The sequence below is a fragment of the Pseudomonas sp. MWU12-2037 genome (genome assembly GCF_023242345.1).
Lineage (GTDB): Bacteria > Pseudomonadota > Gammaproteobacteria > Pseudomonadales > Pseudomonadaceae > Aquipseudomonas > Aquipseudomonas gingeri_D.
In genome coordinates, this window is record NZ_JALLIZ010000001.1 from 316,346 (window position 1) to 331,063 (window position 14,718).

10 protein-coding genes and 4 tRNA genes are annotated in these 14,718 nt (G+C 58.8%); 11 read left to right on the forward strand and 3 right to left on the reverse strand.

Annotated elements, in window-relative coordinates; translation table 11 throughout:
• Nucleotides 1–17 precede the first annotated feature (17 nt).
• Nucleotides 18–1,547: a DHA2 family efflux MFS transporter permease subunit gene (locus M5B42_RS01410; RefSeq protein WP_103499467.1), complete on the forward strand. Its 1,530-nt coding sequence runs from the start codon at nt 18–20 to the stop codon at nt 1,545–1,547.
• A 79-nt stretch (nt 1,548–1,626) separates the two neighbouring features.
• Here M5B42_RS01410 and M5B42_RS01415 read toward each other — a convergent pair whose 3' ends face one another.
• Nucleotides 1,627–2,358, reverse strand: coding sequence for a UDP-2,3-diacylglucosamine diphosphatase (locus tag M5B42_RS01415; RefSeq protein WP_103499466.1), 732 nt, complete (start codon nt 2,356–2,358; stop codon nt 1,627–1,629).
• Nucleotides 2,355–2,858 carry a peptidylprolyl isomerase gene (locus M5B42_RS01420; RefSeq protein WP_248744816.1) on the reverse strand — a complete coding sequence of 168 codons (504 nt, stop codon included), beginning with the start codon at nt 2,856–2,858 and terminating at the stop codon, nt 2,355–2,357. The genes M5B42_RS01415 and M5B42_RS01420 overlap by 4 nt, the downstream gene beginning before the upstream one ends.
• A 259-nt stretch (nt 2,859–3,117) precedes the next feature.
• Between M5B42_RS01420 and M5B42_RS01425 the strand changes: the two genes are divergently transcribed.
• The gene (locus M5B42_RS01425; protein WP_103499464.1) at nt 3,118–4,815 is read left to right on the forward strand and encodes a glutamine--tRNA ligase/YqeY domain fusion protein; all 1,698 of its coding nucleotides are present in this window, start codon (nt 3,118–3,120) and stop codon (nt 4,813–4,815) included.
• Between the two features lie 18 nt (nt 4,816–4,833).
• Nucleotides 4,834–6,216: a cysteine--tRNA ligase gene (gene cysS, locus M5B42_RS01430; RefSeq protein WP_248744817.1), complete on the forward strand. Its 1,383-nt coding sequence runs from the start codon at nt 4,834–4,836 to the stop codon at nt 6,214–6,216.
• Between the two features lie 94 nt (nt 6,217–6,310).
• On the opposite strand, the gene folD is transcribed toward cysS, so the two are convergent.
• Nucleotides 6,311–7,165, reverse strand: a complete 855-nt coding sequence (gene folD / locus M5B42_RS01435) for a bifunctional methylenetetrahydrofolate dehydrogenase/methenyltetrahydrofolate cyclohydrolase FolD (protein WP_103499462.1) — start codon at nt 7,163–7,165, stop codon at nt 6,311–6,313.
• 279 nt (nt 7,166–7,444) lie between these two features.
• Between folD and M5B42_RS01440 the strand changes: the two genes are divergently transcribed.
• From M5B42_RS01440 to lon, 8 genes are all read left to right on the forward strand, one after another.
• Nucleotides 7,445–7,521: transfer RNA gene (locus tag M5B42_RS01440), tRNA-Arg, on the forward strand.
• Nucleotides 7,522–7,553: 32 nt separating this feature from the next.
• A tRNA-His gene (locus tag M5B42_RS01445) sits at nt 7,554–7,629 on the forward strand.
• A gap of 56 nt (nt 7,630–7,685) precedes the next feature.
• A tRNA-Leu gene (locus M5B42_RS01450) sits at nt 7,686–7,770 on the forward strand.
• A gap of 84 nt (nt 7,771–7,854) precedes the next feature.
• Nucleotides 7,855–7,930, forward strand: a tRNA-His gene (locus M5B42_RS01455).
• Between the two features lie 728 nt (nt 7,931–8,658).
• Nucleotides 8,659–9,969 (forward strand): trigger factor, encoded by a 1,311-nt coding sequence (tig, locus tag M5B42_RS01460; RefSeq protein WP_248744818.1) that lies wholly within the window; start codon nt 8,659–8,661, stop codon nt 9,967–9,969.
• A 92-nt stretch (nt 9,970–10,061) separates the two neighbouring features.
• Nucleotides 10,062–10,697: an ATP-dependent Clp endopeptidase proteolytic subunit ClpP gene (clpP, locus tag M5B42_RS01465; protein ID WP_017736926.1), complete on the forward strand. Its 636-nt coding sequence runs from the start codon at nt 10,062–10,064 to the stop codon at nt 10,695–10,697.
• Nucleotides 10,698–10,810: 113 nt separating this feature from the next.
• Nucleotides 10,811–12,094: an ATP-dependent Clp protease ATP-binding subunit ClpX gene (gene clpX / locus M5B42_RS01470; RefSeq protein WP_248744819.1), complete on the forward strand. Its 1,284-nt coding sequence runs from the start codon at nt 10,811–10,813 to the stop codon at nt 12,092–12,094.
• A gap of 138 nt (nt 12,095–12,232) precedes the next feature.
• A complete protein-coding gene (gene lon, locus M5B42_RS01475; RefSeq protein WP_103497809.1) occupies nt 12,233–14,629 on the forward strand; it encodes an endopeptidase La in 2,397 nt (798 codons plus the stop codon).
• Nucleotides 14,630–14,718: the final 89 nt, after the last annotated feature.

Genomic DNA, 14,718 nt, shown 5'->3' on the forward strand with positions numbered 1-14,718 from the left:
GTTTCCAAGGATTCGCGATGAGCTCGAACGCATCTTTCACTCCCCCCAGCCTGTTGCTCAGTACCATCGGCCTGTCGCTGGCGACCTTCATGCAGGTGCTCGACACCACCATCGCCAACGTGGCCTTGCCGACCATTTCCGGCAACCTGGGGGTGAGTTCGGAGCAGGGCACCTGGGTCATCACCTCCTTTGCCGTGAGCAACGCTATCGCCCTGCCGCTGACCGGCTGGCTGAGCCGGCGCTTTGGCGAGGTGAAACTGTTTATCTGGGCGACGATCCTTTTTGTCATGGCGTCGTTCCTCTGCGGTATTTCCACCTCGATGCCTGAACTGGTGGGCTTTCGCGTGCTGCAAGGGCTGGTCGCCGGGCCGCTGTACCCGATGACCCAGACGCTGCTGATTGCGGTCTATCCGCCGGCCAAGCGCGGCATGGCCCTGGCGCTATTGGCAATGGTCACGGTGGTCGCGCCGATTGCCGGGCCGATTCTCGGCGGCTGGATTACCGACAGCTACAGCTGGCCGTGGATCTTCTTTATCAACGTGCCCATCGGCGTATTCGCCGCGATGGTGGTCCGCCAGCAACTCAAGGCCCGGCCGGTGGAGATCAGTCGCCAGCCGATGGACTATGTCGGTTTGCTGACCTTGATCATTGGTGTCGGGGCCTTGCAGGTGATCCTCGACAAGGGCAATGACCTGGACTGGTTCGAGTCGAACTTCATCGTGATCGGTGCGGTCATCTCGGCGATTGCCCTGTCGGTGTTCGTGATCTGGGAGATGACGGACAAGCATCCGGTGGTCAATCTGCGGCTGTTCGCCTATCGCAACTTCCGCATCGGGACCATTGTGCTGATCCTCGGCTACGCCGGGTTCTTCGGCATCAACCTGATCCTGCCGCAGTGGTTGCAGACCCAGATGGGCTACACCGCGACCTGGGCCGGCCTCGCGGTGGCGCCGATCGGGATCCTGCCGGTACTGATGTCGCCTTTCGTCGGTAAATACGCCAATAAGGTCGATCTGCGCCTACTCGCCGGCCTGGCGTTCCTGGCAATCGGCCTGAGCTGCTTTATGCGCGCCGGTTTCACCAATGAGGTGGACTTCGGGCATATTGCCATGGTGCAACTGTTCATGGGGATCGGTGTGGCGTTGTTCTTTATGCCGACCCTGAGCATCCTGATGTCGGACCTGCCGCCCAGCCAGATTGCCGACGGTGCCGGCCTGGCGACTTTCCTGCGTACGTTGGGGGGCAGCTTTGCCGCATCGCTGACCACCTGGATCTGGATTCGCCGGGCGGACCAGCACCATGCTTATCTCAGTGAAAGCATCACCCCCTTCGATCCGGCGACGCGCGACACCCTGAGCAATCTCGGTGGGGCGGGTACCCGGGCTTATGCCCAGTTGGATCAGGTGCTCACCAGCCAGGCGTACATGCTCTCGACCGTGGATTACTTTACGTTGCTGGGCTGGGGCTTCATGGGCTTGATGCTGCTGGTGTGGCTGGCCAAGCCGCCGTTCGCGGCGAAGGCCGGGCCGGCGGCCGCGGGGCACTGACGATAATACGCACGGCACAAAACCTGTAGGAGCCTTGCGGGCCTATTCGCGGGCAAGCCACGCTCCTACAGGTCAGTGTTCAGGCTGGCGGCATGAAATCAAACGCCGCCAGCTGGAAACCCTGCTCGTCCACCTGCAAGGCCCAGCCCTGGCGATCCCAATCCCCCAGCACAATCCGTTTTGCCGCCTGCGCGCCGAGTTGCAGCTTGTGAATGGCCGGTCGATGGGTGTGGCCGTGGATCAGGGTCTGCACACCATGCTGCTGCATGACCTGCACCACCTCATCCGGCGTCACATCGACAATGTCATTGGCTTTCATCCGCGTCTGCGCACGACTCTCGCTGCGCAATTTGCGCGCCAGCTTGTGGCGGGTGCGCAGCGGCAGATGCCGGAGGATGAACAAGGTGATGGGGTTGCGCAGATAACGACGCAGGCGCATATAGGCCTCGTCCCGCGTGCACAGGCTGTCGCCGTGCATCAACAGCACCGGCTCGTCATTCATCCGCACCACGCTCGGGTCCTTGAGCAGGGTCGCGCCGGCCGCTTTGCAAAAGGCCTTGCCCAGCAGGAAGTCACGATTGCCGTGCATCAGGAAAACCTGCGTGCCACTGTCGCTCAATGCGCGCAAGGCTGCGCAGATCGAGTCTTGAAAGGGGGTCATGGCATCGTCGCCGATCCAGACTTCGAAAAAATCGCCCAGGATGTACAGCGCTTGTGCCGAACGGGCGCGTCCGGCGAGGAAATCCAGAAACGCCCGGGTAATGTCCGGGCGCTCCTCTTCCAGATGCAAATCTGAAATCAGCAGTATCACTCAACGATCTCTGCTTTCTCGATGATCACGTCTTCTGCGGGTACGTCCTGGTGGCCGGCCTTCATGGTGGTGGCCACGCCTTTGATCTTGTCGACCACGTCAGTGCCGGAAACCACTTTGGCGAATACCGCGTAGCCCCAGCCCTGGACGGTCTTGGCGCTGTGGTTCAGGAAGCTGTTGTCGGTGACGTTGATGAAGAACTGCGCGGAGGCCGAATGCGGCTCCATGGTACGGGCCATGGCAACGCTGTACTTCTCGTTCGGCAGGCCGTTGTCGGCTTCGTTCTGGATGCTTGGGCGCTTGTCTTTCTTTTCTTTCATGCCAGGCTCGAAACCGCCGCCCTGGATCATGAAGTTGCCGATCACACGGTGGAAAACGGTGTTTTCGTAGTGGCCGGCGTTAACGTACTCGATGAAGTTGGCCACGGTGATCGGGGCTTTCTCGGCGTTCAGTTCCAGGACGATTTCGCCGTGGTTGGTGGTCAGTTTGACTTGGGTCATCTTGGCTACTCTTTGAAGGAATTCGTGGGTTTCGGCATGCGGGTACCGCTCGCGGGGCCGAACCGATCTGGCATAAAACGACCAGGTTGCGCAGTTTAGCGTGAGGCGCGGGAATTTCGAGGCGGTTTTTTCATCCCGGCGCTATTAATAGCCGCCGTTTTCGGCGCGCCACTGTCAGCTGCCTGATCGCATCGGCTATGATAGCCGTTTTGATTGATCAGGCCGCCCCCGGCCGCGCAACCGCAAGCCCAAGGATCCTATGAGCAAGCCCACTGTCGACCCTACCTCGAACGTCAAGACCGGACCGGCTGTCCCGGTCAACTTCCTGCGCCCGATCATTCAGGCCGACCTGGACTCGGGCAAGCACACTCAGATCGTGACGCGTTTCCCGCCTGAGCCCAACGGCTACCTGCACATCGGCCACGCCAAGTCGATCTGTGTGAACTTCGGCCTGGCCCAGGAGTTCGGCGGCGTCACGCACCTGCGTTTCGACGACACCAACCCGGCCAAGGAAGACCAGGAATACATCGACGCCATCGAAAGCGACGTCAAGTGGCTGGGCTTCGAATGGTCCGGTGAAGTGCGCTACGCCTCGCAGTATTTCGATCAGTTGCACGACTGGGCGGTGGAGCTGATCAAGGCCGGCAAGGCCTACGTCGACGACCTGACCCCCGAGCAGGCCAAGGAATACCGTGGCAGCCTGACCGAACCGGGCAAGAACAGCCCGTTCCGCGAGCGTTCGGTGGAAGAGAACCTCGACTGGTTCGCGCGCATGCGAGCCGGAGAATTCCCGGACGGCGCCCGCGTGCTGCGGGCCAAGATCGACATGGCTTCGCCGAACATGAACCTGCGCGACCCGATCATGTATCGCATCCGCCACGCTCATCACCACCAGACCGGCGACAAGTGGTGCATCTACCCGAACTACGACTTCACCCACGGTCAATCGGATGCCATTGAAGGCATTACCCACTCGATCTGCACCCTGGAGTTTGAAAGCCACCGTCCGTTGTACGAGTGGTTTCTGGAAAACCTGCCCGTGCCGGCGCACCCGCGGCAGTATGAGTTCAGCCGCCTGAACCTGAACTACACCATCACCAGCAAGCGCAAGCTCAAGCAGTTGGTGGACGAGAAGCACGTCAACGGCTGGGACGACCCGCGCATGTCGACGCTCTCGGGCTTCCGGCGCCGTGGCTACACGCCTAAATCCATCCGCAACTTCTGCGAAATGGTCGGCACCAACCGTTCCGACGGCGTGGTGGACTTCGGCATGCTGGAATTCAGCATCCGCGACGACCTCGACCACAGCGCGCCACGGGCCATGTGCGTGCTGCGTCCGCTGAAAGTCGTGATCACCAACTACCCGGAAGGCCAGGTCGAGAATCTCGAACTGCCGCGCCACCCGAAAGAAGACATGGGCGTACGGGCATTGCCGTTCGCCCGTGAGATCTACATTGATCGCGACGACTTCATGGAAGAGCCGCCCAAGGGCTACAAGCGCCTGGAGCCGACCGGTGAAGTGCGCCTGCGCGGCAGCTACGTGATCCGTGCCGACGAAGCCATCAAGGATGCCGACGGCAATATCGTCGAGCTGCGCTGCTCCTACGATCCTGAAACCCTGGGCAAGAACCCCGAAGGGCGCAAGGTCAAGGGTGTGATCCACTGGGTGCCGGCGGCGGCCAGCGTCGAGTGCGAAGTGCGCCTGTACGATCGCCTGTTCCGTTCGGCCAACCCCGAGAAAGCCGAAGACAGCGCCAGTTTCCTGGACAACATCAACCCTGACTCACTGCAAGTTCTCACGGGTTGTCGTGCTGAACCCTCGCTGGGCAATGCACAGCCGGAAGACCGTTTCCAGTTCGAGCGCGAAGGTTACTTCTGCGCGGATATCAAGGACTCGAAACCCGGTGCTCCGGTATTCAACCGTACCGTGACCTTGCGTGATTCGTGGGGCCAGTGATTCTTTAAGGACGCCGTTGTGCTAACGATCTACAACACGCTCACCAAGAGCAAAGAAGTCTTCAAGCCCCTGGATGGCAACAAGGTGCGCATGTATGTCTGCGGGATGACCGTGTATGACTACTGCCACCTGGGCCATGGCCGCAGCATGGTGGCCTTCGATCTGGTCACTCGCTGGTTGCGTTTCAGCGGGTATGACCTGACGTATGTGCGCAACATCACCGATATCGACGACAAGATCATCAATCGCGCCAACGAAAACGGCGAATCGTTCGGCGCGCTGACCGAGCGCATGATCACCGCGATGCACGAGGACGAGGCGCGTCTCAACATTCTCAAGCCGGACATGGAGCCGCGCGCCACGGATCATATCCCCGGCATGCTGACCATGATCCAGACCCTGATCGACAAGGGGTACGCCTACGCCCCGGGCAATGGCGACGTGTATTACCGCGTCGCCAAGTTCATGGGCTACGGCAAGTTGTCGCGCAAGAAAATCGAAGATCTGCGCATCGGGGCGCGGATCGAAGTCGACGAAGCCAAGCAGGATCCGCTGGACTTCGTCCTGTGGAAAGGCACCAAGCCCGGCGAGCCGAGCTGGCAGTCGCCATGGGGCGCCGGGCGTCCGGGCTGGCATATCGAGTGCTCGGTGATGTCCACCTGCTGCCTGGGCGAGACCTTCGATATTCATGGCGGCGGCAGCGACCTCGAGTTCCCGCACCATGAAAACGAAATCGCCCAGAGCGAGGCGGCCACCGGCAAGACCTACGCCAATGCCTGGATGCACTGCGGCATGATCCGCATCAATGGCGAGAAGATGTCCAAGTCCTTGAACAACTTCTTCACCATTCGCGATGTGCTGGACAAGTACCACCCGGAAGTCGTGCGTTACCTGCTGGTGTCGAGCCACTACCGCAGCGCCATCAACTACTCGGAAGACAACCTCAAGGATGCCAAGGGCGCCCTGGAGCGTTTCTACCATGCGCTGAAAGGCCTGCCGAATGTGCCGGCAGCCGGTGGCGAGGCGTTCGTCGAGCGTTTCACCCGGGTGATGAACGATGACTTCGGCACGCCGGAAGCCTGTGCGGTGCTGTTCGAGATGGTGCGTGAGATCAACCGTCTGCGCGAGAGCGATCTGGCTGCGGCGGCCGGTCTGGCGGCGCGTCTGAAAGAGCTGGCCAGTGTGCTCGGAGTCCTGCAGTTGGAGGCCGATGAGTTCCTGCAGGCGGGTGCCGAAGGGCGGGTCGATGGGGCTGAAGTCGACGCGCTGATCCAGGCACGTCTGGCAGCACGGGCCAACAAGGACTGGGCGGAGTCCGACCGTATCCGCGACCAGATCACCGCCATGGGCGTGGTGCTGGAAGACGGCAAGGGCGGGACCACCTGGCGTCTGGCTGACTGAGTCGGGTTCCTGTGGCAACAAAAAACCGCCGATTGGCGGTTTTTTGTTGGGTGAAGGCCTTCAGCGTTGTGGTGTCGCTGAAGGCTCCATCGCCTCAGGCATGCAGCGTTTCGGCGGCATACAAGGTGTTTTCCAGCAGGCAGGCGCGGGTCATCGGGCCGACGCCACCCGGAACCGGAGTGATCCAGCCGGCACGGGGCAGGGCGGTCTCGTAGACCACGTCACCCACCAGCTTGCCATCTTCCTGGCGGTTGATGCCGACGTCGATGACGATGGCGCCTTCCTTGATCCACTCGCCCTTGACCAGGCCCGGCTTGCCGGCGGCCACCACCACCAGATCGGCGCGGCCGACGTGGCCGGCCAGGTCCCGGGTGAAGCGGTGGGTGACGGTCACGGTGCAGCCGGCCAACAGCAGCTCCATGGCCATCGGCCGACCGACGATATTGGAGGCGCCGACAATCACCGCATCCATCCCGTACAGATCGACCCCGGTGCTTTCCAGCAGGGTCATGATGCCTTTCGGGGTGCACGGGCGCAGCAACGGAATGCGCTGGGCCAGGCGACCGACATTATAAGGATGGAAGCCGTCGACGTCCTTGTCCGGGCGAATGCGTTCCAGCAGCTTGGAGGCATCCAGATGTTCGGGCAGCGGCAATTGCAGCAGCACGCCGTCGATCTGCGGATCGTCATTGAGGCGATCGATCAGGTCGGTGAGCGCCTGTTGGGTGGTGTCGCTAGGCAAGTCGTAGGCTTGTGAAATGAAGCCGACCTCTTCGCAGTCTTTACGCTTGTGCGAAACATAAACCTGAGAGGCAGGATCGCTGCCGACCAGAATCACCGCGAGGCCTGGCGTACGCAGGCCCTGCTGGCGACGCTCGGCGACACGTTGGGCGATCTGCTGGCGCAGACGGGCGGCGATCGCTTTGCCGTCGATTAGTTGTGCAGTCATGACGCGTGATTAACCATCGAGAGGGGTTGAAAAAGAGTGCGCATTCTCGCATGTCGTGGCGCGAGGGCAAAGGCGCTTGGTCCGGATATTCCCCTAAGCCCTTTATATATCTGAATTTTTTTTAGAAAAGAGTTGACGATCTTTCGGCTCGTCTATAACATTTGTCGCGCTTGTCGGGCATAGCCTAGCACTGGTTGAGAAGGTCGAGCAGAGTTGATGTCTGGCTCAGCAAGATTGAAGCACTTGGTTTGTAGTCGTCACCGAGTACAGATTAATAAGGCGCCCGTAGCTCAGCTGGATAGAGCATCCGCCTTCTAAGCGGATGGTCGCAGGTTCGAGTCCTGCCGGGTGCGCCATTAGGCAGCTTTGGCACAAGTAACGCAATATGGTGGGCGTAGCTCAGTTGGTAGAGCACAGGATTGTGACTCCTGTTGTCGTGGGTTCGATCCCCATCGTCCACCCCATATTTCGAAAAGCGCTAGATTAACAGTCTGGCGTTTTTGCTTTAAAGGCTTCATGCGCGGATGTGGTGGAATTGGTAGACACACTGGATTTAGGTTCCAGCGCCGCGAGGCGTAAGAGTTCGAGTCTCTTCATCCGCACCAAATAAAGTTTCATCAAGGCCGCTGGGTGTTGGTGAGGCTTAACAAGGAGGTCGATCTGATCGGTCTTTTTGAACAGGCAATATGGTGGGCGTAGCTCAGTTGGTAGAGCACAGGATTGTGACTCCTGTTGTCGTGGGTTCGATCCCCATCGTCCACCCCATATTCGAATAAAAACGCCAGATTAATTATCTGGCGTTTTTTTTTCATCAGGTTTCGCCAAGGTCCGCTGACTTTTGCAAGGCCCAGTAAAGAAGCCGCCTTGAGCGGCTTTTTTATTGCCTCGAATTTCGCCATTCTTCGTTGTCTTGGGCGCATTTCCAGCTTGTTCGTGAAGGTGTCTCTGTGCCTCGATCGGAATTTACTTGGCTGCAGCCTTCCAGTCCTTTTATCGGGTGGAGAGGGTTGCCTGGCGGCGTGGTTGGTCTTGCCGAGTCAAGGTGTGGGATATAACGACGGCGATAATGGCGATGGTACGAAGGCCATTGATGTCCTGGCGATACGCAATAGGCGAATGACTGGCGGCATGCTTCTGCGGCGACGAACGTTCTGGTGAGGTCATCGTTGCCAGTTGCTCCAGTGCTTGGCTTGCATGATAAAGCGGCGTAGGTTGGCTGTTAACCTGCCAAGGCAAAAGGCGGATCGCCCACCTGCGGGGCCTGTCGGTGTGCTGGCGCAATGCTCTCCCGCGGCTCTTCTATATAGTAGAAAGGTGATTGAGTGACCGCCTGTCCGGGACGCCTGGCTCAAGGGTGGCCCATGCCCAATGATTACCTGCTGTTTTTAGCCCTTTTCAGTAGGGTGACTTCTTGAGTCTGACCCTCTAGAATGCTTGCCCTTGCTTCTGAGGTCGGAAACGGCCGGCTAATGTCTGTGCAACGAGGAATATCCATGCAAGTTTCTGTTGAAAATACATCGGCTCTTGAGCGCCGCATGAGCATCACCGTGCCAGCTGAGCGCATCGAGACCCAGGTCAACAAGCGTCTGCAGCAGACTGCCCAAAAGGCCAAGATTGCAGGCTTCCGCCCTGGCAAGGTGCCAATGAGCGTGATTCGCCAGCGTTACGAGGCGGATGCCCGCCAGGAAGCCGTGGGCGATGTGATCCAGTCCTCCTTCTATGAAGCCGTGGTTGAGCAGAAGCTGAACCCGGCTGGTCAGCCTTCTGTCGAGCCGAAAGTGCTGGAGAAGGGCAAAGACCTGGAATACGTTGCTACGTTCGAAGTGTTCCCTGAGTTCACCGTTGCCGGTTTCGACTCCATCTCTGTCGAGCGCCTGAGCGCCGACGTGGCGGACTCGGATCTGGATAACATGCTGGAAATCCTGCGCAAGCAGAACACCCGTTTCGAAGTGGCCGATCGCGCTGCCCAGAACGAATACCAGCTGAATATCGATTTCGTCGGCAAGGTCGACGGTGAAGTCTTCGCCGGTGGTTCCGCCAAGGGCACCCAGCTGGTGCTGGGCTCCAACCGCATGATCCCGGGCTTCGAAGATGGCCTGGTAGGCGCTAAAGCCGGTGAAGAACGCGTTCTGAGCCTGACTTTCCCCGCTGACTACCAGAACCTGGACCTGGCTGGCAAAGCTGCCGAGTTCACCGTGACCGTCAACACCGTGTCCGCACCGACCCTGCCTGAGCTGAACGAAGCCTTCTTCGCCCAGTTCGGCATCAAGGAAAGCGGCATTGACGGCTTCCGCACCGAAGTTCGCAAGAACATGGAGCGTGAGCTGCGCCAGGCGATCAAATCCAAGGTCAAGAACCAGGTGATGGACGGTCTGCTGGCCGCCAACCCGATCGAAGTGCCGAAGGCCCTGCTGTCCAACGAAGTGGATCGTCTGCGCGTGCAGGCCGTTCAGCAGTTCGGCGGCAACATCAAGCCTGATCAACTGCCGGCCGAGCTGTTCGAAGAACAAGCCAAGCGCCGCGTCGTGCTGGGCCTGATCGTGGCTGAAGTGGTCAAGCAGTTCGAGCTCAAGCCTGATGAAACCCGCGTGCGTGAGCTGATCCAGGAAATGGCCTCGGCCTACCAGGAGCCAGAGCAGGTTGTGTCGTGGTACTACAAGAACGACCAGCAACTGAACGAAGTTCGTTCGGTTGTGCTGGAAGAACAAGTTGTGGATACTGTTCTGCAGAAGGCGAATGTGACCGATAAATCGGTCTCCTACGAAGAAGCAGTCAAGCCGGTGGAAGCTCCACAAGCCGACTGATTTTCTGACTCGTTGGAAATACACACCATAAGCCAGCCTCGCGCTGGCTTATGCGTATTCAAGACATGACTATTTGGGAGTGACTGCAGAGCATGTTCCGTAATTCTTATATTCAGCAGAACTCTGATATCCAGGCCGCAGGCGGCCTGGTCCCGATGGTTGTCGAGCAGTCCGCTCGTGGCGAGCGCGCCTATGACATCTACTCGCGCCTTCTCAAGGAGCGGGTGATTTTTCTGGTGGGCCCGGTAGAGGACTACATGGCCAACCTGATCTGTGCGCAACTGCTGTTCCTTGAAGCGGAAAACCCGGACAAGGACATCCATCTCTATATCAACTCCCCGGGCGGTTCGGTGACAGCGGGCATGTCGATCTACGACACCATGCAGTTCATCAAGCCAAACGTGTCGACCACCTGTATCGGTCAGGCGTGCAGCATGGGCGCGTTCCTGCTGACGGCCGGTGCCGAAGGCAAGCGTTTCTGCCTGCCGAACTCGCGTGTGATGATTCACCAGCCATTGGGCGGTTTCCAGGGCCAGGCGTCGGATATCGAAATCCATGCCAAGGAAATCCTCTTCATTCGCGAGCGTCTCAACACGCTGATGGCCAAGCATAGCGGGCGCACGCTGGAAGAAATCGAGCGCGATACCAACCGTGACAACTTCATGAGCGCAGAAGCCGCGCGTGACTACGGGTTGATCGATGCAGTGATCGACAAGCGCCCCGCTTAACATTAAGCAGCACAAAATAGGGCTGGTCGGCTGTTCCGATCACCAGCGGGCTTGAAAAAGCCCGCAATAGCCTTCATCTTGTGTTGCAAGCCTATCGGATTTGGATCGAACGAATGACTGACACCCGCAACGGCGAGGACAACGGCAAGCTGCTCTATTGCTCCTTCTGCGGCAAAAGCCAGCATGAAGTACGCAAGTTGATCGCCGGCCCCTCGGTCTTTATCTGCGACGAGTGCGTCGACCTGTGCAATGACATCATCCGTGAGGAGGTGCAGGAAGCACAGGCTGAAAGCAGCGCGCATAAATTGCCTTCGCCTAAAGAAATCAGCGGCATCCTTGATCAGTATGTGATTGGTCAGGAGCGTGCGAAAAAGGTTCTGGCGGTAGCGGTCTACAACCACTACAAGCGTCTGAACCAGCGTGACAAGAAAAGTGACGACGTCGAGCTCGGCAAAAGCAACATCCTGCTGATCGGTCCGACCGGCTCGGGTAAGACCTTGCTGGCTGAAACCCTCGCTCGCCTGCTGAATGTGCCGTTCACCATTGCTGACGCAACCACCCTCACCGAGGCGGGTTATGTGGGCGAAGACGTGGAAAACATTATTCAGAAACTGTTGCAGAAGTGCGACTACGATGTGGAAAAGGCCCAGATGGGCATTGTCTACATCGACGAAATCGACAAGATTTCCCGCAAGTCCGATAACCCGTCGATTACCCGGGACGTTTCCGGTGAAGGCGTGCAACAGGCCTTGCTGAAGTTGATCGAAGGCACGGTGGCCTCCGTTCCGCCCCAGGGCGGTCGCAAGCACCCACAGCAGGAATTCCTGCAAGTGGACACCCGCAACATCCTGTTTATCTGTGGTGGTGCGTTCTCCGGTCTGGAAAAGGTTATTCAGAACCGTTCCACCCGTGGTGGCATCGGTTTCAGCGCCGAAGTGCGTAGCAAGGAAGAAGGCAAGAAGGTCGGTGAATCCCTGCGTGAAGTCGAGCCTGACGATCTGGTCAAGTTCGGTCTGATCCCGGAATTCGTCGGTCGCCTGCCGGTCCTGGCCACGCTCGACGAGCTGGATGAGGCTGCGTTGATGCAGATTCTCACCGAGCCGAAGAACGCCTTGACCAAGCAGTATGCCAAGCTGTTCGAAATGGAAGGGGTTGACCTGGAATTCCGTGCCGATGCACTGAAATCCGTCGCCAAACGTGCCCTGGAGCGTAAAACCGGTGCCCGTGGCCTTCGTTCGATCCTCGAAGGCGTCCTGCTCGACACCATGTATGAAATCCCCTCGCAGTCCGAGGTGAGCAAGGTGGTGATCGATGAAAGCGTGATCGAGGGTAAATCCAAGCCACTGTACATCTACGAGAACAGTGAGCTGCAGGTAAAGGCCGCGCCTGACGCCTGAGTGCGGCAGACTGTGACCTGACAAGGGGCCTTCGGGCCCCTTTTCTTTTGGCGCTTGTTTTTTTCCGAACAAGCCCCCATCTTGGTTTCAAGCTTATCCATCTGTTTCCGGCCGTACGGCCGCCGTAGAGGCGAAATCATGAAGACAACCATCGAATTGCCTCTCCTGCCATTGCGTGATGTCGTGGTGTATCCGCACATGGTGATCCCGCTGTTCGTGGGGCGCGAGAAATCTATCGAAGCCCTCGAGGCCGCGATGACGGGCGACAAGCAGATCCTGCTGCTGGCCCAACGTAATCCTGCCGATGATGACCCGGGCGAAGATGCGCTGTATCGCGTAGGTACAGTCGCCACCGTATTGCAGTTGCTGAAATTGCCTGATGGCACCGTCAAGGTGCTGGTCGAGGGCGAGCAGCGCGGCACCGTCGAGCGTTTCAGCGAGGTTGACGGCTACTGCCGCGCCGAAGTGGCGCTGATCGACGAGGTCGATGCCCCGGACCGTGAGTCCGAAGTCTTTGTCCGCAGCCTGCTGGCACAGTTCGAACAATATGTGCAGTTGGGCAAGAAGGTCCCGGCTGAAGTGCTGTCGTCGTTGAACAGCATCGACGAGCCGAGCCGCCTGGTCGATACCATGGCCGCGCACATGGCCTTGAAGATCGAGCAGAAGCAGGAAATTCTCGAAATCGTCGATCTGTCGGCCCGTGTCGAGCACGTGCTGGCCCTGCTCGACGCCGAAATCGACCTGCTGCAGGTCGAGAAACGCATCCGTGGTCGCGTCAAGAAGCAGATGGAGCGCAGTCAGCGCGAGTACTACCTGAATGAGCAAATGAAAGCCATTCAGAAGGAACTGGGCGACAGCGACGAAGGCCATAATGAAGTCGAAGAGCTGAAAAAGCGCATCGATGCCGCCGGTCTGCCGAAAGATGCCATGACCAAGGCCCTGGCCGAGTTGAACAAGCTCAAGCAGATGTCGCCGATGTCCGCGGAAGCGACCGTGGTGCGCTCCTACCTCGACTGGTTGGTGCAGGTGCCATGGAAGGCCCAGAGCAAGGTGCGCCTGGACCTGGCGCGGGCCGAAGATATTCTCGACGCGGACCATTATGGCCTGGACGAAGTCAAGGAACGTATCCTCGAATACCTCGCCGTGCAGAAGCGAGTGAAGAAAATTCGGGGGCCGGTACTGTGCCTCGTCGGACCTCCGGGCGTGGGTAAAACTTCCCTGGCTGAGTCGATTGCTCACGCGACCAATCGAAAATTCGTACGCATGGCCCTCGGTGGTGTGCGTGACGAAGCGGAAATTCGTGGTCATCGACGGACTTATATCGGTTCGATGCCAGGAAGATTGATACAAAAGATGACAAAGGTTGGCGTGCGCAACCCGCTGTTCCTGCTCGATGAAATCGACAAGATGGGCAGCGACATGCGTGGCGATCCGGCCTCGGCGCTGCTCGAGGTGCTGGACCCGGAACAGAACCACAATTTCAACGATCACTACCTGGAAGTTGACTACGACCTGTCCGATGTCATGTTCCTCTGCACCTCCAACTCGATGAACATCCCGCCGGCGCTGCTCGACCGGATGGAAGTGATCCGCCTGCCGGGTTACACCGAGGACGAGAAGATCAACATCGCCACCAAGTACCTGTCGCCCAAGCAGATCCAGGCCAATGGCCTGAAGAAGGGCGAGCTGGAATTCGAGGTCGAGGCGATTCGCGACATCATTCGCTACTACACCCGCGAAGCCGGTGTGCGGGGGCTGGAGCGGCAAATCGCCAAGGTCTGCCGCAAGGCGGTGAAAGAGCACTCCCTGGAAAAACGCTTCTCGGTCAAGGTCACCTCCGACCTGCTGGAGCATTTCCTCGGCGTGCGTAAATTCCGCTACGGCCTGGCCGAGCAACAGGATCAGATCGGTCAGGTCACGGGCCTGGCCTGGACCCAGGTCGGTGGCGAGTTGTTGACCATCGAAGCCGCCGTGGTGCCGGGCAAGGGCCAGTTGATCAAGACCGGTTCCCTGGGCGATGTCATGGTCGAGTCGATCACCGCCGCGTTGACCGTGGTGCGCAGCCGCGCCAAGAGCCTGGGGATCCCCCTGGACTTCCATGAGAAGCGCGACACCCATATCCATATGCCGGAAGGGGCGACGCCGAAAGACGGTCCTAGCGCTGGTGTAGGAATGTGTACGGCCCTGGTGTCAGCCTTGACTGGCATTCCTGTGCGTGCCGACGTGGCCATGACCGGTGAAATTACCTTGCGCGGTCAGGTGCTGGCCATTGGTGGTTTGAAGGAAAAATTGCTGGCGGCACATCGTGGTGGGATCAAGACCGTCATCATTCCAGAAGAGAATGTGCGCGATCTGAAGGAAATTCCTGACAATATCAAGCAGGATCTTCAGATTAAACCGGTTAAATGGATTGACGAGGTCCTGCAAATTGCGCTGCAATACGCGCCGGAGCCCTTGCCAGATGTGGTTCCGGAGATCGTCGCGAAAGATGAGAAGCGCGACTCCGATTCTAAGGAAAGAATCAGCACGCATTAAGTACGGATCAAGCCTGGGTGGCTTCCTTGACAGCTTTTTAGAGCCCTTGTTATAAAGCGGCTCTTAAGTGTCTGTAGGCCATTCAGCAC